We start from the raw sequence: 26653 nt of genomic DNA, 5'->3' as shown, positions 1-26653 counted from the left end.
CCGATGGAGGCGCTGTCCAGTTCCCCGGTCCAGCCCGCGCCGTCGGCACATTCCCCGTCGACGGTCGTCGGCTCCAGCCCGATCCAGGGCGGGGCCGGAAGCCGTTTCCATCGTTCCGAGAGGTTGTTCGTGTCGGCCAGCACATCCCGTACGCTCCCGCCGGAGATCGCCGAGTCCGAGTCTGTGATGGCGCTCATCGAGCGGGGAAAGGCTGATGGGCAGATCGCCGGCGATGACGTGCGTCGGGCCTTCGAGGCTGACCAGATTCCGCCAACCCAGTGGAAGAATGTTCTGCGCAGCCTCAATCAGATCCTCGAGGAAGAGGGTGTGACGCTGATGGTCAGTGCAGCGGAGTCGCCGAAGCGCGCCCGCAAGAGCGTCGCAGCGAAGAGCCCGGCCAAGCGCACCGCCACCAAGACCGTCACCGCCAGGTCGACCGTGACGAAGAGCAGTGTCACGGCTGCCACGGCCTCCGCGGCCGAGGACGCAGACCCGGCCGACGAGGCCGGATCCGCTGCCAAGAAGGCGGCTGCGAAGAAGACCGTCGCCAAGAAGGCGGTGGCGAAGAAGACCGTCGCCAAGAAGACGGCGGCCAAGAAGACCACGTCCAAGAAGGACGCCGACGACCTCGCCGAGGGCGAAGAGCTGCTCGAGGACGTCGCGCCCGGCAAGGGCGAGGAAGAAGAGACCGAGGGCGAGAGCAAGGGCTTCGTCCTGTCGGACGAGGACGAGGACGACGCTCCGGCGCAGCAGGTCGCCGTCGCCGGTGCCACCGCCGACCCGGTCAAGGACTACCTGAAGCAGATCGGCAAGGTCCCCCTCCTCAACGCCGAGCAGGAGGTCGAGCTCGCCAAGCGCATCGAGGCCGGTCTGTTCGCCGAGGACAAGCTCGCGAACTCGGACAAGCTCGCGCCGAAGCTCAAGCGCGAGCTGGAGATCATCGCCGAGGACGGCCGCCGGGCCAAGAACCACCTCCTGGAGGCCAACCTCCGCCTGGTGGTCTCCCTGGCCAAGCGCTACACCGGCCGCGGCATGCTCTTCCTGGACCTGATCCAGGAGGGCAACCTGGGTCTGATCCGTGCCGTCGAGAAGTTCGACTACACCAAGGGCTACAAGTTCTCCACGTACGCCACCTGGTGGATCCGTCAGGCGATCACCCGCGCCATGGCCGACCAGGCCCGCACCATCCGTATCCCGGTGCACATGGTCGAGGTCATCAACAAGCTCGCGCGTGTGCAGCGTCAGATGCTCCAGGACCTGGGCCGTGAGCCCACCCCGGAGGAGCTGGCCAAGGAACTCGACATGACCCCTGAGAAGGTCATCGAGGTCCAGAAGTACGGCCGTGAGCCGATCTCCCTCCACACCCCGCTGGGTGAGGACGGCGACAGCGAGTTCGGCGACCTGATCGAGGACTCCGAGGCGGTCGTTCCGGCCGACGCGGTGAGCTTCACGCTCCTCCAGGAGCAGCTGCACTCGGTGCTCGACACGCTCTCCGAGCGTGAGGCCGGCGTCGTCTCGATGCGCTTCGGTCTCACCGACGGCCAGCCGAAGACGCTGGACGAGATCGGCAAGGTCTACGGCGTGACCCGGGAGCGGATCCGCCAGATCGAGTCGAAGACGATGTCGAAGCTGCGCCACCCGTCGCGTTCCCAGGTGCTGCGCGACTACCTCGACTGATCCGTACGAGCCGCGGAGACGCGGCCCGGAGCAGTACGCGGAAGGGCCCGGTTCCCCCCAGGGGAGCCGGGCCCTCCGGCTGTGCGCGGGTGCACGGCGCGTGCGCGTGCTGGACGCTGGGTGAACCGACAACACCGGAGAGTCAGGAGGCTCCATGCGTGGTTCCCTCACCCGAGCATTGACGGGTGCTCTGGGCTTGATCGCCGCAGCGGCGGGGCAGGCCGTCACCGCCGCTCCTGTAGCCGCCGACAGCGTCGTGGTGGGTGGGCGTCCGGCCCAGATCGCGGACGCGCCGTGGGTCGTGGCGCTGTCCAGCCGTGACCGGTTCGGGGGTACGCGCGCGGGGCAGTTCTGCGGGGGAGTGGTCGTGGCGCCGACCAAGGTGCTCACGGCGGCCCACTGCCTGGGGCGGGAGGTGCTGGGCGGCGAGCCGTGGGAGGTGCGCGACTTCCTGGTCATCGCGGGCCGCGCCGCGCTGCGCGGCCAGGGAGGGCAGGAGGTGCGCATCTCGGACACCTGGGTGAACCCCGACTACGACCCGACGACCAACTCGGGCGATCTCGCGGTGCTGACGCTGGTGAGCCCGCTGCCGCAGTCGTACGTGATCGGCGTCGTCCGGGAAGGCGACGAGGCGCTCACGCCGGGCACGGAGGCGGACGTGTACGGCTGGGGTGACACGACCGGCAACGGGACCTACGCGTCCACGCTGCGGACGGCGCCCGTGCAGGTACTGCCGGACAGCACGTGCGAGCGGGCCTATCCCGGCGGCGTCGGCGCCCCGTACCGGGGCGACACGATGCTGTGCGCGGGAGACCCGCAGGGCGGCAAGGACGCGTGCCAGGGCGACAGCGGGGGACCGCTCGTGGCAAAGGGGCTTCTTGTCGGGCTGGTGTCCTGGGGCAGTGGCTGCGGGCAGGCCGAGAACCCGGGTGTCTACACCCGTGTCTCGGCCGTGCTGCCGGCCCGCTTCTGAAGCCGGCGCGGTCGCTGCGGATACGAGTGCGGGCGGTCACCCCCCTTTGAACGCGGGGGTGACCGCCCGCCGTCCGGTCATTGGCCGGATCTGGGCTCGTCGTGGATGCGAAGCGTCAGTGCTCGTCGCCCACCGTGCGCGCCGGCACGTCCGTCAGCCGGTCCGTCTCATCCTGTATCTCAACGGCGATCTTCTTGAGTTCCGGCTCGAACTTACGTCCGTGGTGGGCGCAGAAGAGCAAGTCACCTCCGCTGGTCAGGACGACGCGCAGGTACGCCTGGGCGCCGCAGCGGTCGCAGCGGTCAGCGGCCGTCAGGGGGCTCGCAGGGGTCAGAACAGTAGTCACGTCGCCTCTTCTCTAGCTCGACGAGCTGTCGTACCAGGGTCAACATCCAACCAGGCCGAAAACGTTCCCGCTCGTGGCTTTTCCTTGAAACTTCTTCCCAAGGTGGCTGTCTGCTGCCGGTTGGCGGCGAATGAGCCGTATTGCTTCGCTCTACGGATTTCGCGTTGCTTGTCTCGGTCGGCCCTCCCGGCGTGGTTGCCGGTTGTTCATGAGGACGTGCCCGGAGCCTAAATGGTTCATGCCTGGAAGGGAACGTGATGTTCGCGTCACCCCATCGAGGGATCGAACATCCATACGACCCTGGACTAGCATGAGGAATCGGGGAGGGTGGCGTTACAACGGCTCTACCAGGCATCGGTACCCTCTGACCGGTGACCGACGCCGGGCCTTACCCCACCGGGCCAGTTTTCAAATTCAGCGAGGAGCGAACCGCGTGACCGCCGAAACGTCCGTGCCGTCCAGTGCGCTGCTGACCGCAGACCGTGACGCTTCCAACTACACCGCGCGGCACCTGCTCGTACTCGAAGGGCTCGAAGCGGTCCGCAAGCGCCCCGGTATGTACATCGGGTCCACCGACAGCCGCGGCCTGATGCACTGCATCTGGGAAATCATCGACAACTCGGTCGACGAGGCCCTCGGTGGCTACTGCGACCACATCGAGGTCATCCTCCACCACGACGGTTCCGTGGAAGTGCGGGACAACGGCCGGGGCATCCCGGTCGACGTCGAGCCGAAGACCGGACTCTCCGGAGTCGAGGTCGTCATGACGAAGCTGCACGCCGGCGGAAAGTTCGGCGGCGGCTCGTACGCGGCCTCCGGCGGTCTGCACGGCGTCGGCGCCTCCGTGGTCAACGCCCTGTCGGCCCGTCTCGACGTCGAGGTCGACCGGAACAGTGCCACGCACTCGATCAGCTTCCGCCGGGGCGTCCCCGGCATCTTCACCGAGCAGGGCCCCGACAGCCCCTTCGATCCGGCCAACGGCCTGCTCAAGGGCAAGCGCGTCCCCAAGAACCGCACCGGCACCCGCGTCCGCTACTGGGCGGACCGCCAGATCTTCCTCAAGGACGCCAAGCTCTCCCTGGAGACGCTGCACCAGCGCGCCCGGCAGACAGCCTTCCTCGTGCCCGGCCTCACCATCGTCGTCCGCGACGAGCGGGACCTGGAGGGGATCGGCAAGAGCGAGGAGACGTTCCGCTTCGACGGCGGCATCAGCGAGTTCTGCGAGTACCTCGCCCAGGACAAGGCCGTCTGCGACATCCAGCGCCTCACCGGGCAGGGCACCTTCAAGGAGACCGTCCCCGTCCTCGACGAGCGCGGTCACATGACCCCGACCGAGGTCACCCGCGAGCTCGTCGTCGACGTCGCCCTGCGCTGGGGCACCGGCTACGACACCACGGTCAAGTCCTTCGTCAACATCATCGCCACCCCGAAGGGCGGCACTCACGTCTCGGGCTTCGAGCAGGCCATCACCAAGACGGTGAACGAGGTCCTCCGTTCCACGAAGATGCTGCGCGTCGCCGAGGACGACGTCGTCAAGGACGACGCCCTCGAAGGGCTCACGGCCGTCGTGACGGTCCGCCTCGCCGAGCCGCAGTTCGAGGGGCAGACCAAGGAGGTCCTCGGCACCTCCGCGGCCCGCCGGATCGTGGCGACCGTGGTCGCCAAGGAGCTCAAGGCCTTCCTCACGTCCACCAAGCGGGACGCCAAGGCGCAGGCGCGAGCCGTCCTGGACAAGGCCGTCGCCGCGGCCCGTACCCGGATCGCCGCCAGGCAGCACAAGGAGGCCCAGCGGCGGAAGACCGCCCTCGAGTCCTCCTCGCTGCCGGCCAAGCTCGCCGACTGCCGCAGCGACGACGTGGAGCGCAGCGAGCTGTTCATCGTCGAGGGCGACTCGGCCCTCGGCACGGCCAAGCTCGCCCGCAACAGCGAGTTCCAGGCCCTGCTGCCCATCCGGGGCAAGATCCTCAACGTTCAGAAGTCGTCCGTCTCGGACATGCTGAAGAACGCCGAGTGCGGGGCGATCATCCAGGTCATAGGAGCGGGCTCGGGCCGCACCTTCGACATCGACGCGGCCCGTTACGGGAAGATCGTCCTCCTGGTCGACGCCGACGTCGACGGCGCCCACATCCGCTGCCTGCTGCTGACGCTGTTCCAGCGCTACATGAGGCCGATGGTGGAGGCGGGGCGGGTCTTCGCCGCCGTGCCCCCGCTGCACCGGATCGAGCTCGTCCAGCCCAAGAAGGGCCAGGACAAGTACGTCTACACGTACTCGGACAACGAGCTGCGGCAGACCCTGCTGGAGTACCAGCGCAAGGGTGTCCGCTACAAGGACGCCATCCAGCGGTACAAGGGCCTGGGCGAGATGGACGCCGACCAGCTCGCGGAGACCACGATGGACCCGCGCCACCGCACCCTGCGCCGGATCAACATCGGCGACCTGGACGCGGCCGAGCAGGTCTTCGACCTCCTCATGGGCAACGACGTGGCTCCCCGCAAGGAGTTCATCACCGGCTCCGCCGCCACTCTCGACCGCTCGCGCATCGACGCCTGAGGCGCTCCACCCGTGGGTGGAGCCATCTGCTCCACCCACGGGCCGATCACACGGCCCCGGACTCTCCGTAGCATCGAGATGACGGAGGGGGACGGGCATGGGAGAGAAGTGCGACCGGGCGCGTACGACGGGGAGGTGGGCGCCCCAGGAGGGTTCGTCCTGGGGCGCCTGGCCCTCGCGGGAGGCGCTCACCCGCCTGGGAGTGCCGCGGGGCAGGGTCGTCATCGACTACAGCATGATCATCGCCCTGAGCGTCTGGGTGGTGGCCGGCTGCTACACCTCGGGGGCGTTCGCCGGGTGGTACGCGGCGCTGCCCCCGCTCGGATTCGGGATCTGTGTGGCGGCGGCCCTCGGCTACCACCACACGACGCTCGACCACCGGGCGGCGGCGTCGCTCGGGCTGCTCGGCGTGATGGCACTCTGTGGACTCGGGGCCTACGCGGCCGGAGCCCCCACGCCCGCCACGGTGATGTGGATAGTCATCGCGATCATGGCGATGGAGCGGCTGCCGCTTTCCGCAGGCCTGGCCACCGTGGCGGTACTCGTCCCGGGGTTCGCGGAGGCCGATGAGACCGGGATGCTCGGGGCCGCCCTGACCACGGCGGCCGTGCTGCTCGCGGGTTACTCGCTCAGGCTGGACGCCCAGGCGCGCGGTGCGGGGTTCCGGCTGCTCGCCCAGGAGCGGCTCGCCCGGGAGGCGGAGGCCGCGTCGGCGGCGCTCGCCGAGCGGGCCAGGATCGCCCGGGAGATACACGACGTGCTCGCCCACAGCCTCTCCGCCCAGATGGTGCACCTGGAGGTCGCGCGGCTCCAGATCGAGGCGGGGGCGGACCGGGCGGAGATCCTCAGGCTCGTGACCTCGGCCCGCTCCATGGCTCGGGAGGGACTCGCCGAGACCCGTCACGCGCTGTCGGCGCTGCGCGGTGACATGGTGCCGGTCGAGGACTACCTGAAGGACCTGGCGCGGGAGGGCCGCGCCGAGGTCGACGTCACCGGCGAGCGTCGGCAGCTCCCCGCCGAAGCTTCCCAGGCGGTGCGGCGGGTCGCGCAGGAAGCCCTGACGAACGTGCGCAAGCACGCCCCGGGTGCCCGGACGCGGATCAACTTCGCCTACGAGAAGGACGGGATCTCCCTGGAGATACGCGACGCCGGGCCGCCTCCGACGGCCGAGGACGCCCGAGAGGGGGACGGGCTCGGTTCCTCCGGCGCCGGGTACGGGCTGCTCGGCATGAAGGAACGGGCCGAACTGCTCGGCGGCAGCCTGGAGGCGGGGCCCGAGGGACGGGGGTTCGCGGTGCGGCTGCGGGTGCCGGCATGAGCGACGGGGCGAGTGGCGTGAGCGACGGCATGAGTGGCGTGAGCGGCACGGGCGAGACCGGCGGTCAGGAGGGTGGTCGCGCGACTGAGGGGGTCCGGGACCTGAGGGTGGTGGTCGCCGACGACCAGGCCGCGGTGCGCGAGGGGATCGTGATGCTGCTCGGGCTCCTTCCCGGGGTCGAGGTCGTCGGGGCGGCACGGGACGGGGAGGAGGCGGTGGCGCTCACCGCGGAACTCGCGCCCGACGTGGTCCTGATGGATCTGCGGATGCCCCGGTGCGACGGCGCCGAGGCCACCCGCCGGATCCGCGAGCGGCATCCCGGGACGGAGGTCGTCGTACTGACCACGTATGCCGACGACGACTCGCTGTTCCCGGCGCTGCGGGCCGGAGCGCGGGGGTACCTGACCAAGGACGCCGGCGGGGAGGAGATCGTACGGGCCCTGCGGGACGTGAGGGACGGACGAGCGGGGCTGTCGCCGTCCGTGCAGCGACGACTGCTGGAGCAGCTGCTGGGGGCGGGGCCGGAGGGCACGGACGCTCCCGGTGCACCCGCCGCACCACAGGCCGACGGGCTCACGGAGCGGGAGACGGAGGTGCTCGTGCTCGTCGCGGACGGGCTCTCCAACCAGGAGATCGCCGGCCGGCTGCGGATCTCCACGGCCACGGTGAAGACGCATATCAACAACCTCTTCGCCAAGACGGGGGTGCGGGACCGCGCGCAGGCCGTGCGGTACGCATATCAGCACGGACTGGTCAGGGCTCCTGGGAGAAGCGTCACCTGATGGGGTGAACAGAGAGGGGAGAAGAGTCCGGGATCTTCCCGCTCTGTCCATCCTTGGGCACGCGGCCGAAACGGTTCGCTGACAAGGAGTTGGCCGGTGGAGAAGGTGGACAAGCAGGAGGGGCTCGACGCTTCGGCGATGCCGGTCGACGACCCCTGGTACGAGGCGACGGACTCCGGTCGGGGAGAGCGGACGGAGGTCGGCGCGCCAGGCGACGGCCGCTCCGACGCGGTGGTGCGGCAGCGGGTCCACAGCGCGGCGGACATCTACCTGGAAGTGCAGCGGAGCCCCGCCTTCCAGGAAGTGCGCAGCCGCTACCGAAGGTTCGTCTTCCCGGCCGCGCTCGCGTTTCTCCTCTGGTACCTGGCCTACGTCGTGGCGGCCACCGCCGCGCCCGGACTCATGGCCAGGCCCGTCGCCGGAGTGGTGAACGTGGCGATGGTCGCGGGACTCGGGCAGTTCCTCACCACCTTCCTGCTGACCTGGGCCTACGCACGCCACGCGCGGCTGCGCAGGGACCGTGCCGCGCTGGAACTGCGCTGGGACACCCAGGAGATGACCCGAGGGGTGGTGCAGCCGTGACAGAAGACCACCAGACCCTGGCGCTGGTGCTGTTCAGCGTCTTCGTCGCCGTCACCCTGGGGATCACCACCTGGGTGAGCCGCAACCGGCGCGGCTCGGCGGAGGAGTTCTACGCCGGGGGCAGGCTGTTCTCGCCCATGGAGAACGGTTTCGCCATCGCGGGCGACTACATGTCCGCGGCTTCCTTCCTCGGCATCTCCGGACTGATCGCGCTCTACGGCTACGACGGCATGCTGTACTCCGTCGGGTTCCTCGTCGCCTGGCTGGTCGTGCTGCTGCTCGTGGCCGAACTGGTCCGCAACTGCGGCCGGTTCACCCTCGCCGACGTCGTCGCCGCGCGCATGGCGGAGCGTCCCGTGCGCATCGCCGCCGGCACGTCCTCGGTGGCCGTCTCCGTGCTGTACCTCGTGGCCCAGATGGTCGGCGCCGGAAGCCTGGTCGCGTTGCTCCTCGGGGGCACCAGCGAGGCGGCCCGTTCGTGGACGGTCATCGGTGTGGGCGCGCTGATGGTGATCTACGTGTCGCTCGGCGGCATGCGGGCCACCACCTGGATCCAGATCGTCAAAGCGGTCCTGCTCATGGCGGGGACGGTCACGCTCACCGTTCTCGTACTGCTCCGGTTCCACGGCGACGTGAACGACCTGCTCTCCGCCGCGGCCGAGCGCAGCGGCCACGGCCTGGACTTCCTCGCCCCCGGGCTCCGCTACGGCGGGGACTGGACGGCCCGCCTCGACTTCATCAGCCTCGGGATCGCCCTGGTCCTGGGCACGGCGGGACTGCCCCACATCCTGTCGCGCTTCTACACCGTCCCGACCGCCAGGGCCGCCCGTCGCTCCGTCGTCTGGTCCATCGGGCTCATCGGGAGCTTCTACCTGATGACCATCGTGCTCGGGTTCGGCGCGGCGGCCCTGATCGGTCCGGACGAGGTCCGCGCGTCCAACGCCTCAGGCAACACCGCGGTACCGCTGCTCGCCCTCGACCTCGGCGGGGGAGCGGGCTCCACCGGCGGCACCGTGCTTTTCGCGATCGTCGCCGCCGTCGCCTTCGCGACGATCCTCGCCGTCGTCGCGGGGATCACCCTCGCGTCCTCGGCCTCGGTCGCCCACGACCTGTACGCCTCGCTGCGCCGCCGGCACGCGAAGCAGTACAGCGAGGTGACCGTGGCCCGGATCGCCGCGGCGGGCATCGGGGCGGCCGCGATCGGCCTGGGGCTGCTCGCCCGCGACCTCAATGTGGCCTTCCTCGTCGGGCTGGCCTTCGCGGTCGCGGCCTCCGCGAACCTGCCGGTGCTGCTCTACTCCCTGTTCTGGCGGAAGTTCACCACCAGGGGGGCGGTCTGGTCGGTGTACGGGGGTCTGATCCCCGCGGTGCTGCTGGTGCTGGTCTCGCCGGTCGTCTCGGGGAGTCCCGAGTCGCTGTTCCCCGGCGTCGACTTCCACCTCTTCCCGCTGCAGAACCCGGGGGTGGTCTCCATTCCGCTCGGCTTCCTCGCGGGCTGGTTCGGCACCGTCACCTCGACCGAACCGCCCGACGAAGCACGGCACGCGGAGGCCGAGGTCAGGGCGCTGACCGGCGCGGGAGCCGTCTGACGAAGAACTCGGGCGTCGCCTTGCCGGTCATGTCACGGTGAGGTCGCCCAGGCGTAGCGGTGTTCGGGGCGGCCCGTCTCGCCGTACCGGAGCGAGAGACTTACCCGGCCGGTGCGTTCGAGGAGCTTGAGGTAGCGCTGCGCCGTCTGACGGCTGACACCGGCCCGCTCGGCGATCTCCTGGGTGGGCAGCGGACCGTCCGCGGCGAGCAGGACCTGCCGGACCAGTTCGGCGGTGGTGGGGGAGTGTCCCTTGGGCAGGTCGGGGGCGACGGAGCCGGCCGACAGGACCCCGAAGATGCGGTCCACCTCGGCCTGCTCCGCCTCGCCCCCGCTCTCCAGGGTGCTGCGGAGCGTCGCGTACGCCTCCAGCTTGGAGCGCAGACCGGCGAAGTTGAACGGTTTGACCAGGTACTGCAGGGCGCCGTGCCGCATCGCCGCCTGCACCGTAACCACGTCCCGGGCCGCCGTCACCATGATCACGTCGCACTGGTGGCCGCGCGTGCGGAGCTCCCGTACGGCAGCGAGCCCGTTCTCGTCCGGCAGGTAGTGGTCGAGGAGGATCAGGTCCACCGGCCGCTCGTCCAGGGCGGCGAGGGCCTCGGCGGTCGAGTGGGCGGTGGCGACGACCCGGAAGCCGGGGACCTTGGCGACGTAGGCGGCGTTGATCCGTGCCACCAGCACGTCGTCGTCCACGACGAGGACGTCGATCATCGGGCCTCCTCCGCGGGCTCCAGCGAGGGCGTGTCCGTGTCCGGTTCCGGCTCCGGTTCCGGTTCCGTCAGGGCGTCCGGCAGGACGACGGTGAACTCGGCGCCTTCCTCGGGACCGTCGGCGACGCGGGCGGTGCCGCCGCGGCGTTCGGCGAGGCGTCGTACGAGCGCGAGACCGAGCCCCCGCTTGCCGTGGGACGGAAGCGCCTTCGTCGACCATCCCTCGGTGAAGATCAGCTCACGGTGCTCCTCCGGAACCCCCGTGCCGCTGTCCGTGACCCGCAGCACGACCGTACGGCCCTCGGTGCGGAAGGAGACGTCGATGCGGGCGCCGGGGGTGCCTGCGACGGCGTCCAGGGCGTTGTCGACCAGGTTGCCGACGACGGTGACCAGCTCGCGCGGGTCGACGAGCCGGTCGGGGAGCAGCGAGCCAGGGGCGATCCGCAGCGAGACGCCCCGCTCGGCGGCGACGGTGGCCTTGCCGACCAGGAGCGCGGCGAGCAGCGGGTCGTGGACCTTCTCCGTGACCTGCTCGGCGGTCGCCCGGTGCACGCCGACCACCTCGGTGACGAACTCGACCGCCTCCTCGTGCATCTCCAGCTCCAGGAGCCCGAGGAGCGTGTGCATCCGGTTGGCGTGTTCGTGGTCCTGTGCGCGCAGCGCGTCGATCAGGCCCCGGGTCGAGTCCAGCTCGCGCCCGAGCCGCTCCAGCTCGGTGCGGTCGCGGAGGGTCGCCACGGCGCCGCCGTCGTCGGTCGGCATCCGGTTGGCGATCAGGACCCGCTGCCCGCGCACGGTGAGCAGATCCTCGCCGGTCACCCGGCCCGCGAGGACGTCGGCGGTGCGGCCACGGCCGAGGACCTCGTCGAGCGGCCGGCCGGCCGCCTCGGGGCCGAGGCCGAGGAGTCGCTGCGCCTCGTCGTTCATCAGCCGCACGGAGCCGTTGCGGTCCAGGGCCACGACGCCTTCGCGGATGCCGTGGAGCATGGCCTCGCGTTCGGCGAGCAGCGCGGAGATGTCGGAGAAGGCCAGGTCATGGGTCTGGCGTTGCAGGCGCCGGGAGATCAGGTACGCGGCCAGGGCGCCGGCCGCCAGTGCGGCGCCCGCGTAGGCGAGGAGGCCCGGGATCGCGCCGAGGAGACGGTCGCGGACGCTGTCGTACTCGATGCCGACCGAGACGGCGCCGACGATCCGCCCGTCCGCGTCCCGCAGCGGCGTCTTGCCGCGCGCCGAGCGGCCCAGGGTGCCGCTGTCGATCTCCATCACCTCGCGCCCGGAGAGGGCGGTGCTCGGGTCCGTGGAGACGCGCCTGCCGATCTCGGCGGGGTCGGTGTGCGACCAGCGCACTCCGCGGGTGTCCATGACGACCACGTACTCGGCGCCCGTGGAGGTACGTATCCGCTCGGCCTCCCGCTGCACCGGGCCGCTCGCGGACGGCGGGGTTCCGGTGAGGTCCGCGGCCAGCCGGGGTGACGCCGTGGTCCCGGCGATGGCCAGGGCCCGCCGCATGGCCTGGTCGTCGAGCTGGGCGCTGAGCGGGGCGAGGAAGAGCCCGGTGGCGAGGACGGTCACACCGGTCGCGATGGCCAGCTGCATCAGCAGGACCTGCGAGAACACCCGCTGGGGCCACCCGAACCGCCGGCGGCGCGCGAGGGGGCGCGGGGGGCCGGTCTGTGCGGGGTTCATGCGGGAAACGGTACGGGGCCACGCCCCGGGACCGGAAACGGCGGCGGAGCGGTTGCCTATTCTGGGGTTTCCCACAGCCGTGGGAAGGGGTGTCTCCCGCAGCCGTGGGAGACGAAGGAACCGGAGGCACGTCCCTTGACCACGCAGCAGATCCCCGTCGTCGTCCTGGCCGGGTTTCTCGGGGCCGGGAAGACCACCCTCCTCAACCATCTGCTGCGCGGCGCCCGGGGCACCCGTATCGGGGTCATGGTCAACGACTTCGGCGACATCGGCATCGACGCGATGAGCGTCGCGGGACAGGTCGGCTCGACCGTCTCCCTCGGCAACGGCTGCCTGTGCTGTGCCGTCGACGCCAGCGAGCTCGACGAGTACCTGGAGGTCCTCACCCGCCCCGAGTCGCGGCTCGACGTGATCGTGATCGAGGCGAGCGGCCTCGCCGAGCCGCAGGAACTCGTCCGCATGGTGCTCGCCAGCGAGAACGAGCGGATCGTGTACGGGGGGCTCGTCCAGGTCGTCGACGCGGCCGAGTTCTCCGCGACCCGGCAGCGGCACCCGGAGACCGACCGGCATCTGCCGATCGCCGACCTCGTGGTCGTGAACAAGGCCGACCGGGTCTCCGGGGCCGAGCTGCTCGCCGTCCGCGAGACGGTGGCCGGACTCGCGGGGAAGGCCGTCGTGGTGGACGCCGTGCACGGCCGGATCGACCCGGAGCTGCTCTTCGACCGGGTGGTCCCCGAGGGGGAGATCGAGGGGCAGCTGTCCATCGAGGACATCCTGTACGGCGAGGACGAGCCGCACGCCCACCCGCACACCGGGTACGAGACCGTGTCCCTGACGGCCGCTGCGCCGCTTCATCCGCGCCGGCTCATGGCCTTCCTGGACGCGCGGCCGGAAGGCCTCTACCGGATCAAGGGCTTCGTCGACTTCGGCGCCGCCGACCCGGACAACCGCTACGGCGTGCACGCCGTCGGCCGTTTCCTGCGCTTCTACCCCGACCGGTGGCCCGACGGCGAGGAACGGCTCACCCAGCTCGTCCTGATCGGCTCCGGCATCGACGCGGCCGGCCTGCGCAAGGAACTGGCGGAGTGCGAGCAGAACGGCCCGCGGGACGCACCCGACGAGCACAGCATGTGGGGCGTCCTGCGGTACGTGCAGCGGACCGAGGAGGAGGAGCCGGCCTGACCCTGGTCCGGCCCCGGTCTGATGCCGGCCCGGCCGGCCCGGCCGGCCCGCCCGGTCCGTCCGGATCAGAAGACCTCCGCGAGTTCCGCCGCCTCCTCGGCCTCGACGTCGGCCTCGTCGAGTACGAGGGCGGCGTCCGCACCGTCGTCCACGATGACCTTGCCCATCTCGGAGGAGACCCGCGCGAGCAGGGCCGCCTTCCGGGCGGCGAAGAACGACGTGAAGTCGTCGAGTGCCATCAGTTCCGGCGTGACGAGGTGGGACCGGATGTGTCCGTGGACCACCTCGGGCGTCGACTCCGCGCTCTTCGCCAGTTTCACCAGGTAGTCGGAGGGCGCGCTGCCCCCGATGATCCGGTTCGTGCGGGCGGTCAGCGGGGTCTTGTTGATGATCGAGTTGTAGCGCCCCGGGTCCTTCCCCGCCCCCTGGCACCACACCTTCGGGAAGATGTGGTGGATGTCGATCGACTCGTCGAAGTACGCGGTGATCTCGGCCTTCTCGCCGGTACGCCAGTCCATGGCCCCGGCCTTGAGGAGCAGCGCGTAGATGCCCTTGTACGCGGCGCTGTTACGGGTCCGCAGCGTCAGGAGACGGCTGGGCGCGAACTCCGCCACCTCGACCGTGCGCGGTTCGCCCGAGGTGCCACGGAGCCAGCCGACCACGTCCGGCAGGTCGTGGCTGAAGCGCGTCTCGGTCGAGCCGCCGTACAGCTCGCCGAAGACTCCGCACCAGTACCAGCGGGCCAGCTTGTGCTGGGCGCCGGCGCTCTGGGCGTCCTCACCGGCGAGGGCCAGGATCGCGGCGAGCGGGATGAGCTGGGTGCCGTACGGCAGGAACTTGGTGTCGAAGACGAACTGCTGGTGCAGGAACTTCGCAGCCCGCTTGAAACCCTGGACGACCAGGGGCGCGAACCGCTCGTACTCGTCGAGCCGGAGCTCCAGCATGTCCTTGCGCTTGCAGCCGATGCGCGGCAGACGATCCTCCGCCACCCCGCGCGCGACGGCGTCCTCACGCCGGGCGGCCGTGGCGAGCAGGGTCACCGACTGGAGGAAGTCCGTGTTCGACACGTCCTTGAGGATGCGGTACTCCGGCGCCCGCCAGGCGGCCTTGACCTCCTTCTCCCAGTGCCGCCTGAGGTCGAACTCGTCCGCCGCGAAGGTGGCGGTGAGGAGTTCGAAGACGGTGAGGGAGACGCCACCCGTGTTGACGTTCTCGAAGACCTGGCAGACGGCCTGACGGGCCGTGTTCCTGCCGAGGGAGATGACGGGGACCTGGTAGTGGGCGAAGGGCTTGAGGAACGCGTTCTCGAACGCCTTCCAGAGGCGCCGCTTCTCCCTGCCGAGCTTCCAGTACTCCTCGTAGTCCGACTCCCACTGGTCGGGGTCCAGGGCGCAGTTCAGCGGGAAGAAGTGGGCCTCGCACTCCTTGTCCCGGGTGGAGAGGTCCCGGGTGATCTCGCCCCGGAAGGTGCGGACGACCCGGTCCTCGGGCAGGAAGTGGATCGCGTCCTCGCGATCGGTCTGCTCGTCCAGGACCGCACGCATGTCGACGTAGAACCAGCCCGACACCCGGTGTTTGCGCAGGTCCTGGGTGACCACCGGCCGGCCCAGCTTGATCGACTGGTAGAGGGAGGTGAGCCGCTGCTGGCCGTCGAGCACCAGCGTCTCCGGCTCGGTGCCCGGCGGTGGCGTCGCCCCCTCGATCGGCCGGTGCTTGAACCGGACGTCCCCGCCGGACTGCAGCGTCATGACCGTGCCGACCGGGAAACCCTGCGACACGGACGCGAGCAGCGCGGTGATGTTCGGATGGGGCCACACCCAGCCCCGCTGGAACTCGGGGAGCTGCGCCCTTCCCTCCTCGACCTGCCGGAGCAGATCGCGGAGCGGGCGCTTGTCGATGCTGAATGCTTCGTCCGTCAACGCGGCCATCCTTCACTCGGGCGTCAGACGTGCCGGAGCAGCCCCCCGGCCGGTCACCGGGCCGAGGCTACCCGGCAGCCGCGGAGCCCGTCCGGCGTCCCGCGACAAGAGACCCCGCCCGAAAGGCGGTTCGCCTTTCGGACGGGGTCTCTTGTCGTCGTCGGTCCGGTCAGGAAGCCGGGCCCGCCACCACGTCCACCGGCTGGGGGAGCGGTGTGCCCGAGCCGTCGCGGCGCGGGTCCATCTCAGGAAGCACCACCGGGGTGCCGTTCTTCTGGGCGGCACGGGCCGGGGTGGCGCCCGCCCAGGCCAGGATCAGGACGTCCTCGCCCTTCAGGAAGCGCTGGCAGCGGACGCCGCCGGTCGCGCGGCCCTTGCGCGGGTACTGGTCGAAGGGCGTCAGCTTCGCCGACGTACCCGAGGCGTCCAGGGTGCCCGTGGAGCCCGCGACGGTGAAGACCACGGCGTCGGCCGCCGGGTCGACGGCGGTGAACGAGATCACCTCGGCGCCCGCCGTCAGCTTGACGCCCGCCATGCCGCCGGCGGGCCGGCCCTGGGGCCGTACCTGCGAGGCCTGGAAGCGGAGCAGCTGGGCGTCGGAGGTGATGAAGACCAGGTCCTCCTCACCCGTACGCAGCTCGGTCGCGCCGACGATCCGGTCACCGTCCTTGAGGGTGATGACCTCCAGCTCGTCCTTGTTCGCCGGGTAGTCCGGGACCACGCGCTTCACCACGCCCTGGAGCGTGCCGAGGGCGAGCCCCGGCGAGGACTCGTCGAGCGTGGTGAGGCAGACCACGGTCTCGTCGACCTCCAGGGACAGGAACTCGGACAGCGGCGCGCCGCCCGCGAGGTTCGGGGCGCTCGCGGTGTCGGGGAGCTGCGGCAGGTCGATCACCGCGATCCGCAGCAGCCGCCCGTCCGAGGTCACCGCGCCGATGTCGCCGCGCTGGGTGGCGGCCACCGACGACAGGATCACGTCGTGCTTGACGCGGGTCGCGTCCGGGTCGGCCTCGGGCAGGTCCGCCGTCGCCGTACGGGCGAGGAGCCCGGTGGAGGACAGCAGGACCCGGCACGGGTCGTCCGCGACCTCCAGGGACACGGACGCGACGGGCGCGCCCGCCGACTCCAGCAGGACCGTCCGCCGGTCCGTGGCGAACTTCTTGGCGACCGCGGCCAGCTCCGCGGAGACCAGCTTGCGCAGCTCCGCGTCGGAGTCCAGGATCCCGGTCAGCTCGTCGATCTCGCCGTTGAGGCGGTCGCGCTCGCTCTCCAGTTCCATGCGGTCGAACCGGGTGAGGCGGCGCAGCGGGGTGTCCAGGATGTACTGCGTCTGGATCTCGCTCAGCGAGAAGCGCTCCATCAGGCGCTCCTTGGCCTGTGCGGAGTTGTCGCTCTCCCGGATGAGGCGGATGACCTCGTCGATGTCGAGCAGCGCGATGAGCAGGCCGAGCACCAGGTGGAGGCGGTCGCGCTTCTTGGTCCTGCGGAACTCGGAGCGGCGCCGGACCACCTCGAAGCGGTGGTCGAGGTAGACCTCCAGGAGCTCCTTGAGGCCGAGGGTGAGCGGCTGGCCGTCGACCAGGGCGACGTTGTTGATGCCGAAGGACTCCTCCATCGGCGTCAGCTTGTAGAGCTGCTCCAGGACCGCCTCCGGCACGAAGCCGTTCTTGATCTCGATGACCAGGCGCAGCCCGTGGTTGCGGTCGGTGAGGTCCTTGACGTCCGCGATGCCCTGGAGCTTCTTGGAGCCGACCAGGTCCTTGATCTTGGAGATGACCTTCTCGGGGCCGACCGTGAAGGGCAGCTCGGTCACGACGATGCCCTTGCGGCGGGCCGTGACGGTCTCGACGCTCGTCGTGGCGCGGATCTTGAACGAGCCGCGGCCCGATTCGTACGCGTCCTTGATGCCGGAGAGGCCGACGATCCGGCCACCGGTCGGCAGGTCGGGTCCCGGCACGAAACGCATCAGCGTCTCGAGGTCGGCGCCCGGGTGGCGGATCAGGTGGCGGGCGGCGGCGATGACCTCGCCGAGGTTGTGCGGGGGCATGTTGGTGGCCATGCCGACCGCGATGCCGGACGCGCCGTTGACCAGCAGGTTCGGGTAGGCGGCGGGCAGTGCCACCGGCTCCCGCTCCTGGCCGTCGTAGTTCGGCGTGAAGTCGACCGTGTCCTCGTCGATGGACTCGGTCATGAGCAGCGCGGCCGGGGCCATCCGCGACTCGGTGTACCGCATGGCGGCGGGCGGGTCGTCGTTGCCGAGGGATCCGAAGTTCCCGTGGCCGTCGACGAGGGGGAGCCGCATGGAGAAGGGCTGTGCCATGCGGACCATGGCGTCGTAGATGGACGCGTCGCCGTGCGGGTGGAGCTTGCCCATCACCTCGCCGACGACACGGGCGCACTTGACGAAGCCGCGGTCGGGCCGGAGCCCCATCTCGCCCATCTGGTAGACGATGCGGCGCTGGACGGGCTTCATGCCGTCCCGGGCGTCGGGGAGGGCACGCGAGTAGATCACCGAGTACGCGTACTCGAGGAAGGAGCCCTGCATCTCGTCGACGACGTCGATGTCGAGGATTCGCTCCTCGAACGCGTCGTCCGGCGGCGGTGTCTTCGTGCTGCGGCGGGCCATCGCGGCTGCGGCTCCTTCACCAACAAGGTTGATCTGACGCGGACCATTGTGGACCGTGCCACCGACAACGCCGACCGCGACCCGGAAGAGGGACATCCGGAAGGGGCGGGAACTTCGCGAGGTGTCGGCGCGCTTGCATACAGTGGCAGGACTTTTTCACATCGCGATCGAAGGGACGTACATGCCCATGGGTCACACGGCCACGGCCGAGGCCGGCTCCGGCGGCCTCACAGCGACCGAGCACCGGCTGGCGAACGGCCTGCGTGTGGTGCTCTCGGAGGACCACCTGACCCCGGTCGCCGCGGTCTGCCTCTGGTACGACGTCGGCTCGCGCCACGAGGTTCCCGGCCGCACGGGGCTCGCGCACCTCTTCGAGCACCTGATGTTCCAGGGCTCGAAGCAGGTCCACGGGAACGGGCACTTCGAGCTGGTGCAGGGTGCGGGCGGCTCGCTCAACGGCACGACGAGCTTCGAGCGCACCAACTACTTCGAGACCATGCCCACGCACCAGCTGGAGCTCGCGCTCTGGCTGGAGGCCGACCGCATGGGCTCGCTGCTGGCCGCCCTGGACGACGAGTCCATGGAGAACCAGCGGGACGTCGTCAAGAACGAGCGCCGCCAGCGCTACGACAACGTGCCGTACGGCACGGCCTTCGAGAAGCTGACCGCCCTCGCGTACCCGGAGGGCCACCCGTACCACCACACGCCGATCGGCTCCATGGCCGACCTGGACGCGGCCACCCTGGAGGACGCGCGGAACTTCTTCCGCACGTACTACGCCCCGAACAACGCGGTGCTGTCGGTCGTCGGCGACATCGATCCGGAGCAGACCCTCGCCTGGGTCGAGAAGTACTTCGGCTCCATCCCCGGCCACGACGGCAAGCCCGAGCCGCGCCCCGGCGACCTTCCCGAGGTCATCGGCGAGCAGCTGCGCGAGGTCGTCGAGGAGGAGGTCCCGGCCCGTGCGCTGATGGCCGCCTACCGGCTGCCGCACGACGGCACGCGCGAGTGCGACGCCGCCGACCTGGCCCTGACGGTCCTCGGCGGCGGTGAGTCCTCCCGTCTGCACAACCGTCTGGTCCGCCGCGACCGCACGGCCGTCGCCGCCGGCTTCGGGCTGCTGCGGCTCGCCGGAGCGCCCTCGCTCGGCTGGCTGGACGTCAAGACCTCCGGCGGTGTCGAGGTCCCGCAGATCGAGGCGGCCGTCGACGAGGAGCTCGCCCGGTTCGCGGCCGACGGCCCCACGCCGGAGGAGATGGAGCGCGCGCAGGCCCAGCTGGAGCGCGAGTGGCTCGACCGCCTCGGCACCGTCGCGGGCCGCGCCGACGAACTGTGCCGGTTCGCCGTGCTGTTCGGCGACCCGCAGCTCGCCCTGTCGGCCGTCGACCGTGTGCTCGACATCACCGCCGACGAGGTGCGGGCGGCCGCCGCGGCCAGACTGCGGCCCGACAACCGTGCGGTGCTCGTCTACGAGCCCCTGGCGACCGAGCAGAGCGACAACGCCGAGGGCGATGACGAAGAGGGAGCGGACCAGTGACCGACGCCGCCGTGTCTTTGACGAGCATGGACTTCCACCCGCAGCCGGAGCCGGGCGCCGCCAGGCCCTGGGCCTTCCCGGCCCCCGACCGCGGGAAGCTGGACAACGGCCTGACGCTGCTGACCAGCCACCGCCCCGGCCAGCAGGTCGTGGCCGTGGAGATCTTCCTGCCGGCCCCGCTGGACGCCGAGCCCGCCGGTCTCGACGGCGTCGCCACCATCATGGCCCGCGCGCTCTCCGAGGGCACGGACCAGCGCAGTGCCGAGGAGTTCGCGGCCGAGCTCGAGCGCTGCGGTGCCACGCTCGACGCGCACGCCGACCACCCGGGCGTACGGGTCTCCCTGGAGGTTCCGGTCTCCCGGCTGCCCAAGGCGCTCGGGCTGCTGTCCGAGGCCCTGATCGCCCCGGCGTTCCTCGAGACGGAGATCGAGCGTCTGGTGCGCAACCGGCTCGACGAGATCCCGCACGAGACGGCCAACCCGGCCCGCCGCGCGGCCAAGCAGCTCTCCAAGGAGCTTTTCCCGGCCGAGGCGCGGATGTCCCGGCCGCGCCAGGGCACCGAGGCGACCGTCTCCGCGATCGACGCCGCCGCCGTCCGCGCCTTCTACGAGGCGTACGTCCGGCCCGCCACGGCGACCGCCGTGGTCGTCGGCGACCTGACCGGCGTCGACCTCGACAAGGTCCTCGCCGAGACCCTGGGCGCCTGGACGGGCGAGCCGGCCGAGCCGCTCCCGATGCCGTCGATCACGGCCGACGACACCGGACGGGTCGTCATCGTGGACCGGCCGGGCGCCGTTCAGACCCAGTTGCTGATCGGCCGGATCGGCGCCGACCGGCACGACCGTGTCTGGCCGGCCCAGGTCCTCGGCACGTACTGCCTCGGTGGCACCCTGACCTCGCGTCTCGACCGGGTCCTGCGCGAGGAGAAGGGCTACACCTACGGGGTGCGGGCCTTCGGGCAGGTGCTCCGCTCCGACGCCCAGGGGAACGGCGCCGCGATGCTCGCCATCAGCGGTTCCATCGACACCCCCAACACGGGCCCGGCTCTTGACGACCTGTGGAAGGTGCTGCGCACCCTGGCCGCCGAGGGTCTGACGGACGCCGAGCGCGAGACCGCCGTGCAGAACCTGGTGGGGGTCGCGCCGCTCAAGTACGAGACGGCCGCCTCCGTCGCCGGGACGCTCGCCGACCAGGTCGAGCAGCACCTTCCGGACGACTTCCAGGCCCAGTTGTACGCGCGTCTGGCCGAGACCGGCACGGTCGAGGCCACCGCGGCCGTGGTCAACGCCTTCCCGGTGGACCGGCTCGTCACCGTCCTGGTGGGCGACGCGGCGCAGATCGCGGACCCGGTGCGCGCGCTCGGCATCGGTGAAGTCACCGTTGTGACCGGCTGATTCCGGCTGCCGATCCGGCAGGGGGAGGGCTCCGACGACCTGTTTCGTCGGAGCCCTCCCCTTTGTCCGTATTGAGGGCTTGGGTGGCCCTATGACCTGTGGCATGTCTTACAAACTGCCGAGTCCGGTTGGTGATTGAAAGACGATCCGCATAGCGTCGGTGCGTCTGTCCGGCAGTTGCACCTGCCGCACCCGCGGCATCCGGACAGTCATCGCCGAGTCCCCGTCAGGCGCGAGCCTGGGGAGCCGGGGACCCACGCGTAGTCCCTGGGGTGAATCGGGCGCCTTCGTCTCGTACGGAGGGGCTCGTAGGAGACCTTCCTGCTCCGAACCCGTCAGCTAACCCGGTAGGCGAGAGGGAAGGAAAGGATCAGCCACTACATGGCGTTCACCCGTGCCACCGGGAAGCATCGTGGTCCGAGCCGTATGGCGCGCCGCAGCGTAGGCATCGCCGGCGCAGCGACCCTCGCCACCACCGGCGTCATCGGCACCCTCGCCTCCCCGGCGCTCGCCGCCGAGACGGACAACCGCTCCGTCGAGGACACCGGCCTCACCAAGGTGATCACCGAGGACTCGCTCGCGGACCGGCTCAACGCCCAGGCCGCCGCGCAGGAGCAGGAGGCCTTCGAGGCCGCCGCCAAGGCGAAGGCCCAGGCCGAGGCGAAGCGCAAGGCCGAGGCCCGCGCCAAGGAGATCCGCGAGGCCGAGCAGCGCGCCGCCCGTGAGGCCGAGCGCCGCCGCCTGAACTCCTTCCAGCTCCCCGTCGACGGCTCGTACGTGTCCACCGGCTACAAGACCGGTGGCTCGCTCTGGTCCTCCGGCAGCCACTCGGGCGTCGACTTCCACGCGGCCTACGGCAGCAGCGTCGTCTCCGTCGGCTCCGGCACCGTCGTCGAGGCCGGCTGGGGTGGCGCGTACGGCAACAACATCGTCATCCGGATGAACGACGGCACGTACACCCAGTACGGGCACCTCTCCTCCATCGGAGTCCACGTCGGCCAGACCGTCGAGCCCGGCGAGCGGATAGGCATCTCCGGCTCGACCGGCAACTCGACCGGCCCGCACCTCCACTTCGAGGCCCGGACGACGGCCGAGTACGGCTCCGACATCAACCCGGTCGCCTACCTCCGCGCCCGCGGCGTCAACGTCTGACCGCCGCACCCCGCGCTTCGCAAAAGCCCCGGCTCGTCCTGAGCCGGGGCTTTTCGTCGGTCAAAAGACATCCATATTCCGCTGAGGCATCGGAAATTCCGGCGCGCTGCAATAGAGTCGCAGATCGGGCGCAGAACAGGCGCCGTAAGAATTGTCTCGCGCAGACCAAGGCGGAGGTCGGACATGCGTATTCCCGCGCACTCGGTATGCACGGCGATCCGGGACGACATCGTCTCCGGCGTCTTCGAGCGGGGCAGTCGACTGACGGAGGACCAGCTCGCCCGCCGCTACGGGGTCTCCCGTGTGCCGATCCGCGAGGCCCTGCGCACCCTGGAGTCCGAGGGCTTCGTCGTCACCCGCCGCCATGCCGGCGCGCATGTCGCCGAGCCCACCGAGCAGGAGGCGGCCGACCTGCTCGACATGCGGGCGCTGCTCGAACCGCTCGGCGCGGCGCGCGCCGCCCAGCGGCGTACGGAGGCCCATCTCAAGGTGCTGCGCGGCCTGGTCAGGCTGGGGCAGGAGCGGGCCAGGCGAGGTCAGGGCGAGGATCTGCGCTCGCTGGGCGGCTGGTTCCACGAGACGCTCGCGCAGGCCTCCGGCAGCCCCGCGCTGACGGCGCTGCTGACCCAGCTACGGCACAAGATCGCCTGGATGTACGCGGTCGAGCAGCCCTCCCAGCCGGTGGAGGCGTGGGCGGAGCACGGCGCGATCGTGGACGCCGTGGCGCGCGGGGACGCCGAGCGGGCGCGCGTGCTGACCGCGCTGCACGCGGAACGCTCGCTCTCCCTGCACCGCCTCAAAAGACCGGAGCGCGGTCGTGTGAGGGATTCGCAACATGTAGTCAACACGGCGAGTGCCCGGAATTAACGTGAGCACCGTATACAAAGAATAGGAATTCAACGGGGGCATGTTCCGTGCTGCCCGGAAAGCGGGCGGCGCAAATGCGAAAGACCGTGACCACCGGAATTCCGGTGGTCACGGTCTTTCGTCGTCGCGGGAAGGTCGACGCGGATCAGACGGTCTCGGGAAGCTCGTCGAGACCCTCGGCGACCAGCTTCGCCAGACGGTCCAGAGCGGCCTCGGCACCCTCGGCGTCCGAAGCGAGGACGATCTCCTCGCCGCCCTGCGCGCCCAGGCCGAGCACCGCGAGCATGGAGGCGGCGTTCACCGGGGTGCCGTCGGACTTGGCGATCGTCACCGGAACGCCGGAAGCCGTGGCGGCACGGACGAAGATGGACGCGGGGCGGGCGTGGAGGCCCTCGGCCCAGCCGACGTTGACGCGGCGCTCAGCCATGGTGTTGCCCTTCAAGTCTTAAGCGGTTGTCTAGACCAGTCTCTCACGGGAAGCTCCGTGCTCACGCCGACCTCCGGCCCGGATCGGACCGCCGTTCGGTCCTCGCCGGCGACGGCGGCGCGCTCCCCACTGTGCACGGTGGTTCCCCCGCGTCGCACGGGGGTGCCCCTACCTTGCACGGCGCACACCCGTCACGCGACCGGTGCCACCGTCGTGTCGCGGCCGTAGGCTGGCCCCATGCAGAGCGCGTCGGAGCAGTCGGGAGCGGCGGAACGACCGGCATCACCGGCCCGCCAGGGACCACGGGACCCTGATCGCCCGGACTACCCCGACTACCCCGATCACTGGGAAGCGGACGTGGTGCTCCGCGACGGCGGCACCGCGCGCATCAGGCCCATCACCGCCGACGACGCCGACCGCCTCGTCAGCTTCTACGAGCAGGTCTCCGACGAGTCGAAGTACTACCGCTTCTTCGCCCCCTACCCCCGGCTCTCGGCGAAGGACGTCCACCGCTTCACCCACCACGACTTCGTCGACCGGGTCGGACTCGCGGCGACCGTGGGCGGCGAGTTCATCGCCACCGTCCGCTACGACCGCATCGACGAACGCGGCCTGCCCGCCTCCGCCCCGGCCGACGAGGCCGAGGTCGCCTTCCTCGTCCAGGACGCCCACCAGGGACGCGGAGTCGCGTCCGCCCTGCTCGAACACATCGCGGCGGTCGCCCGGGAACGGGACATCCGGCGCTTCGCCGCCGAGGTCCTCCCCGCCAACAACAAGATGATCAAGGTCTTCACGGACGCGGGCTACCTCCAGAAGCGCAGCTTCGAGGACGGCTCCGTACGGCTCCACCTCGACCTCGAACCCACCGACCGCTCCCTCGCCGTCCAGCGCGCACGGGAGCAGCGGGCCGAGGCCCGCTCTGTGCAACGCCTCCTCACCCCCCGGTCCGTCGCGGTCGTCGGGGCCGGGCGGGCACCGGGCGGCGTCGGCCGCACCGTCCTGCGCAACCTCCTCGGGGCCGGCTTCGCGGGCCGGGTGTACGCGGTCAACGCCGCGCTCCCCGCCGGCGATGCGGCGGAGCTGGACGGGGTCCCCGCGTACCCCTCCGTCGGCGCCATCGGGGAACCCGTCGACCTCGCCGTCGTCGCCGTCCCCGCCGAGCGGGTGCCCGAAGCCGTCGCGGACTGCGGCGAACACGGCGTACGGGGTCTCGTCGTCCTCTCCGCCGGATACGCGGAGAGCGGGGCCGACGGCCGCGAGCGGCAGCGCCAGCTCGTCCGCCAGGCGCGCTCGTACGGGATGCGGATCATCGGCCCCAACGCCTTCGGGATCATCAACACCACCGACGACGTCCGGCTCAACGCCTCCCTCGCGCCGCAGATGCCTGCCGCCGGACGGATCGGGCTCTTCACCCAGTCCGGTGCGATCGGCATCGCCCTCCTCGCCGGTCTGCACCGGCGGGGCGCCGGGCTCTCCTCCTTCATCTCCGCCGGCAACCGCGCCGACGTCTCCGGCAACGACTTCCTCCAGCACTGGTACGACGACCCGGGGACCGACGTCGTCCTCCTCTACCTGGAGTCCATCGGCAACCCCCGCAAGTTCACCCGGCTGGCCCGCCGCACCGCCGCCGTCAAGCCGGTCGTCGTGGTCAAGGGCGCCCGCCACAGCGGCAGCGCCCCGCCCGGCCACCGGGTGCCGGTCACCCGCATCCCGCACGCCACGGTGTCCGCGCTGCTCCGGCAGGCGGGAGTGATCCGGGTCGACACCGTCACCGAACTCGTCGACGCGGGACTGCTCCTGGCCGCCCAGCCCCTGCCGGCCGGGCCCCGGGTCGCGATCCTGGGCAACTCCGAGTCGCTCGGCCTGCTCACGTACGACGCCTGCCTGACCGAAGGACTGCGCCCGCTGCGCCCGCTCGACCTGACGACGGCGGCGGAGCCGGCCGACTTCCGGGACGCGCTGGCGGCGGCCCTCGCGGACGAGACGTCGGACGCGGTCGTCGTGACCGCGATCCCGTGGGTGGGCGAGAACGGTGCCACAGAGTTCGGCGACGGCGAGGTCCTCGCGGCCTCCCTCCGCGAGGCGGTCGCCGCCGCCCCCGCCCCCACGAAACCGGTCGTCGTCGTCCACGTCGAGATGGGCGGCCTCGCGGAGGCCCTCGCGGTCGCGACGAGCACGCGCCCGGCGACCCGGGGGCGGGGAGCGGGGAGCGGCACGCCCGCATCTGCGCCCGCGCCCGCGACTGCGACCGCACCTGCGGGTGCCGGCGCCGCCGCCGCGACGGAGTCCCGCCCCGGGGCGCCGACCCGGCCGAGCCCCGACGGCCCGGCCCGGCCCACCCCGGCCGCGCCCGTCACTCCCGTCACACCCGGCACGTCCGGGAGCCAGGCGGAGCCGACGCAGAGGCCCAAGGCCGCCGACAGCGCGCCGTCGACGACCATCCCCGCCTACCCCGCCGCCGAACGGGCCGTCCGGGCGCTGGCCGAGGCCGTGCGGTACGGGCAGTGGCGGCGCCAGGCCGCCGACCCCGGGCGGGTGCCCGAGTACGAGGACATCGACGAGGCCGGGGCCGCCGCGCTCATCGAGCGGGTGCTCGGCGGTGGCGCCGAAACCGACCCGCGCGGTGTGACCCTCGACACCGACCAGACCCAGGAGCTGCTCGCGCGGTACGGGATCGCCGTACTGCCGACCCTGCCCGCACCCACCCCCGGCGCCGCCGTCGCCGCCGCCGGCCGGCTCGGTTACCCGGTCGCGCTCAAGACGACCGCGCCCCACCTCCGCCACCGCCCCGACCTCGGAGGCGTACGGCTCGACCTGATGACCGAGGAACAGCTGCGCACGGCGTACGCCGAGCTGACCGAGGTCCTCGGCACCCCGGAGGAACTCCAGCCGGTCGTGCAGGCCATGGTTCCCCGGGGCGTCGACACCGTCGTCCGCTCCGCCATCGACCCGGCCGTCGGGGCCGTCCTCTCCTTCGGCCTGGCGGGCGCCGCGTCCGAGCTGCTCGGCGACACGGCCCACCGACTGGTTCCGGCCACGGACCGGGACGTCGCGGAACTGGTGCGTTCCCTCCGCACCGCCCCGCTGCTCTTCGGCTGGCGCGGCTCCGCCCCCGTCGACACCCCGGCCCTGGAGGAGGTCCTGCTCCGGGTCTCCCGGCTCGTCGACGACCACCCCGAGGTGGTCGCCGTCTCCCTGGAGCCCGTGGTCGTGGCACCGCGCGGCCTCTCGGTCCTCGGCGCCACCGTCCGACTGGCCCCGCCACCGCCCCGAACCGACCTGGGCCCCCGCAGCCTGCCGAGCTACTCAAGGGCCTGAGGGCCCCCCACCGCC

19 protein-coding genes and 1 riboswitch are annotated in these 26653 nt (G+C 71.2%); of the genes, 13 read left to right on the top strand and 6 right to left on the bottom strand.

Annotation, left to right across the window (positions count from 1 at the left end):
• Positions 1-129 precede the first annotated feature (129 nt).
• Positions 130-1677: an RNA polymerase sigma factor gene (locus ACIA8N_RS16900; RefSeq protein WP_365779407.1), complete on the top strand. Its 1548-nt coding sequence runs from the start codon at positions 130-132 to the stop codon at positions 1675-1677.
• A 154-nt stretch (positions 1678-1831) separates the two neighbouring features.
• The gene (locus ACIA8N_RS16895; protein WP_365779409.1) at positions 1832-2650 is read left to right on the top strand and encodes a serine protease; all 819 of its coding nucleotides are present in this window, start codon (positions 1832-1834) and stop codon (positions 2648-2650) included.
• 115 nt (positions 2651-2765) lie between these two features.
• On the opposite strand, the gene ACIA8N_RS16890 is transcribed toward ACIA8N_RS16895, so the two are convergent.
• The gene (locus ACIA8N_RS16890; RefSeq protein WP_030211728.1) at positions 2766-2996 is read right to left on the bottom strand and encodes a hypothetical protein; all 231 of its coding nucleotides are present in this window, start codon (positions 2994-2996) and stop codon (positions 2766-2768) included.
• A 433-nt stretch (positions 2997-3429) separates the two neighbouring features.
• Between ACIA8N_RS16890 and ACIA8N_RS16885 the strand changes: the two genes are divergently transcribed.
• The 5 genes from ACIA8N_RS16885 to ACIA8N_RS16865 all read left to right on the top strand — a co-directional run bounded on the left by ACIA8N_RS16885 (position 3430) and on the right by ACIA8N_RS16865 (position 9818).
• Positions 3430-5547 carry a DNA topoisomerase IV subunit B gene (locus tag ACIA8N_RS16885; RefSeq protein ID WP_030211730.1) on the top strand — a complete coding sequence of 706 codons (2118 nt, stop codon included), beginning with the start codon at positions 3430-3432 and terminating at the stop codon, positions 5545-5547.
• Positions 5548-5644: 97 nt separating this feature from the next.
• Positions 5645-6865 carry a histidine kinase gene (locus tag ACIA8N_RS16880; RefSeq protein ID WP_365779412.1) on the top strand — a complete coding sequence of 407 codons (1221 nt, stop codon included), beginning with the start codon at positions 5645-5647 and terminating at the stop codon, positions 6863-6865.
• A 29-nt stretch (positions 6866-6894) separates the two neighbouring features.
• A complete protein-coding gene (locus ACIA8N_RS16875; RefSeq protein ID WP_365779414.1) occupies positions 6895-7647 on the top strand; it encodes a response regulator transcription factor in 753 nt (250 codons plus the stop codon).
• 96 nt (positions 7648-7743) lie between these two features.
• Positions 7744-8229: a DUF485 domain-containing protein gene (locus ACIA8N_RS16870; RefSeq protein ID WP_399416550.1), complete on the top strand. Its 486-nt coding sequence runs from the start codon at positions 7744-7746 to the stop codon at positions 8227-8229.
• Positions 8226-9818 carry a cation acetate symporter gene (locus ACIA8N_RS16865; RefSeq protein ID WP_365779416.1) on the top strand — a complete coding sequence of 531 codons (1593 nt, stop codon included), beginning with the start codon at positions 8226-8228 and terminating at the stop codon, positions 9816-9818. The genes ACIA8N_RS16870 and ACIA8N_RS16865 overlap by 4 nt, the downstream gene beginning before the upstream one ends.
• Positions 9819-9850: 32 nt before the next feature.
• Here ACIA8N_RS16865 and ACIA8N_RS16860 read toward each other — a convergent pair whose 3' ends face one another.
• Both ACIA8N_RS16860 and ACIA8N_RS16855 read right to left on the bottom strand, forming a co-directional pair.
• Entirely contained in the window at positions 9851-10531 is a 681-nt protein-coding gene (locus ACIA8N_RS16860; protein ID WP_365779418.1) for a response regulator, read from the bottom strand.
• Complete coding sequence (locus ACIA8N_RS16855) at positions 10528-12216, bottom strand: sensor histidine kinase (RefSeq protein WP_365779420.1); 1689 nt, start codon at positions 12214-12216, stop codon at positions 10528-10530. Before ACIA8N_RS16855 ends, ACIA8N_RS16860 begins: the two co-directional genes overlap by 4 nt.
• 135 nt (positions 12217-12351) lie before the next feature.
• On the opposite strand from ACIA8N_RS16855, the gene ACIA8N_RS16850 reads away from it, so the two are divergent.
• A complete protein-coding gene (locus ACIA8N_RS16850; RefSeq protein WP_365779422.1) occupies positions 12352-13398 on the top strand; it encodes a GTP-binding protein in 1047 nt (348 codons plus the stop codon).
• A 65-nt stretch (positions 13399-13463) separates the two neighbouring features.
• On the opposite strand, the gene ACIA8N_RS16845 is transcribed toward ACIA8N_RS16850, so the two are convergent.
• Together ACIA8N_RS16845 and ACIA8N_RS16840 are read right to left on the bottom strand one after the other, a co-directional pair.
• The gene (locus tag ACIA8N_RS16845) at positions 13464-15317 is read right to left on the bottom strand and encodes a DUF262 domain-containing protein (RefSeq protein ID WP_365779424.1); all 1854 of its coding nucleotides are present in this window, start codon (positions 15315-15317) and stop codon (positions 13464-13466) included.
• Between the two features lie 169 nt (positions 15318-15486).
• Positions 15487-17943, bottom strand: a complete 2457-nt coding sequence (locus ACIA8N_RS16840) for a DNA topoisomerase IV subunit A (RefSeq protein ID WP_365779426.1) — start codon at positions 17941-17943, stop codon at positions 15487-15489.
• Positions 17944-18124: 181 nt separating this feature from the next.
• Between ACIA8N_RS16840 and ACIA8N_RS16835 the strand changes: the two genes are divergently transcribed.
• The 4 genes from ACIA8N_RS16835 (at position 18125) to ACIA8N_RS16820 (ending at position 22893) form a co-directional block, all read left to right on the top strand.
• Positions 18125-19480 carry a pitrilysin family protein gene (locus ACIA8N_RS16835; RefSeq protein ID WP_365779428.1) on the top strand — a complete coding sequence of 452 codons (1356 nt, stop codon included), beginning with the start codon at positions 18125-18127 and terminating at the stop codon, positions 19478-19480.
• A gap of 26 nt (positions 19481-19506) precedes the next feature.
• On the top strand, positions 19507-20874 hold the full coding sequence (locus ACIA8N_RS16830; protein WP_365779686.1) for a pitrilysin family protein: 1368 nt from the start codon (positions 19507-19509) through the stop codon (positions 20872-20874).
• 203 nt (positions 20875-21077) lie between these two features.
• Positions 21078-21243: riboswitch (cyclic di-AMP (ydaO/yuaA leader) on the top strand.
• Positions 21244-21255: 12 nt separating this feature from the next.
• Positions 21256-22026: a M23 family metallopeptidase gene (locus tag ACIA8N_RS16825; protein ID WP_365779430.1), complete on the top strand. Its 771-nt coding sequence runs from the start codon at positions 21256-21258 to the stop codon at positions 22024-22026.
• Positions 22027-22209: 183 nt separating this feature from the next.
• The gene (locus ACIA8N_RS16820; RefSeq protein WP_365779432.1) at positions 22210-22893 is read left to right on the top strand and encodes a GntR family transcriptional regulator; all 684 of its coding nucleotides are present in this window, start codon (positions 22210-22212) and stop codon (positions 22891-22893) included.
• 145 nt (positions 22894-23038) lie between these two features.
• Here the strand turns inward: ACIA8N_RS16820 and ACIA8N_RS16815 are convergent, their stop codons facing one another.
• Entirely contained in the window at positions 23039-23320 is a 282-nt protein-coding gene (locus ACIA8N_RS16815) for an HPr family phosphocarrier protein (protein WP_030222698.1), read from the bottom strand.
• Between the two features lie 237 nt (positions 23321-23557).
• Here ACIA8N_RS16815 and ACIA8N_RS16810 point away from each other — a divergent pair, with 237 nt between their 5' ends.
• Positions 23558-26638: a GNAT family N-acetyltransferase gene (locus tag ACIA8N_RS16810; protein ID WP_365779435.1), complete on the top strand. Its 3081-nt coding sequence runs from the start codon at positions 23558-23560 to the stop codon at positions 26636-26638.
• Positions 26639-26653: the final 15 nt, after the last annotated feature.

The sequence above is a fragment of the Streptomyces sp. NPDC051822 genome, from assembly GCF_044452745.1.
Taxonomy (GTDB): Bacteria; Actinomycetota; Actinomycetes; order Streptomycetales; family Streptomycetaceae; genus Streptomyces.
The sequence above is the reverse complement of the archived record's forward strand: the minus strand, read 5'-3'. Positions and strand labels throughout refer to the sequence as shown.

Bases quoted from the DNA above. Each gene is read 5' to 3' on its own strand.
- ACIA8N_RS16855 (WP_365779420.1), bottom strand. From the start codon at position 12,216: ATGAACCCCGCACAGACCGGCCCCCCGCGCCCCCTCGCGCGCCGCCGG.
- ACIA8N_RS16820 (WP_365779432.1), top strand. From the start codon at position 22,210: ATGCGTATTCCCGCGCACTCGGTATGCACGGCGATCCGGGACGACATC.
- ACIA8N_RS16895 (WP_365779409.1), top strand. From the start codon at position 1,832: ATGCGTGGTTCCCTCACCCGAGCATTGACGGGTGCTCTGGGCTTGATC.
- ACIA8N_RS16860 (WP_365779418.1), bottom strand. From the start codon at position 10,531: ATGATCGACGTCCTCGTCGTGGACGACGACGTGCTGGTGGCACGGATC.
- ACIA8N_RS16830 (WP_365779686.1), top strand. From the start codon at position 19,507: ATGGACTTCCACCCGCAGCCGGAGCCGGGCGCCGCCAGGCCCTGGGCC.
- ACIA8N_RS16835 (WP_365779428.1), top strand. From the start codon at position 18,125: ATGCCCATGGGTCACACGGCCACGGCCGAGGCCGGCTCCGGCGGCCTC.
- ACIA8N_RS16880 (WP_365779412.1), top strand. From the start codon at position 5,645: ATGGGAGAGAAGTGCGACCGGGCGCGTACGACGGGGAGGTGGGCGCCC.
- ACIA8N_RS16810 (WP_365779435.1), top strand. From the start codon at position 23,558: ATGCAGAGCGCGTCGGAGCAGTCGGGAGCGGCGGAACGACCGGCATCA.
- ACIA8N_RS16825 (WP_365779430.1), top strand. From the start codon at position 21,256: ATGGCGTTCACCCGTGCCACCGGGAAGCATCGTGGTCCGAGCCGTATG.
- ACIA8N_RS16875 (WP_365779414.1), top strand. From the start codon at position 6,895: ATGAGTGGCGTGAGCGGCACGGGCGAGACCGGCGGTCAGGAGGGTGGT.
- ACIA8N_RS16840 (WP_365779426.1), bottom strand. From the start codon at position 17,943: ATGGCCCGCCGCAGCACGAAGACACCGCCGCCGGACGACGCGTTCGAG.
- ACIA8N_RS16815 (WP_030222698.1), bottom strand. From the start codon at position 23,320: ATGGCTGAGCGCCGCGTCAACGTCGGCTGGGCCGAGGGCCTCCACGCC.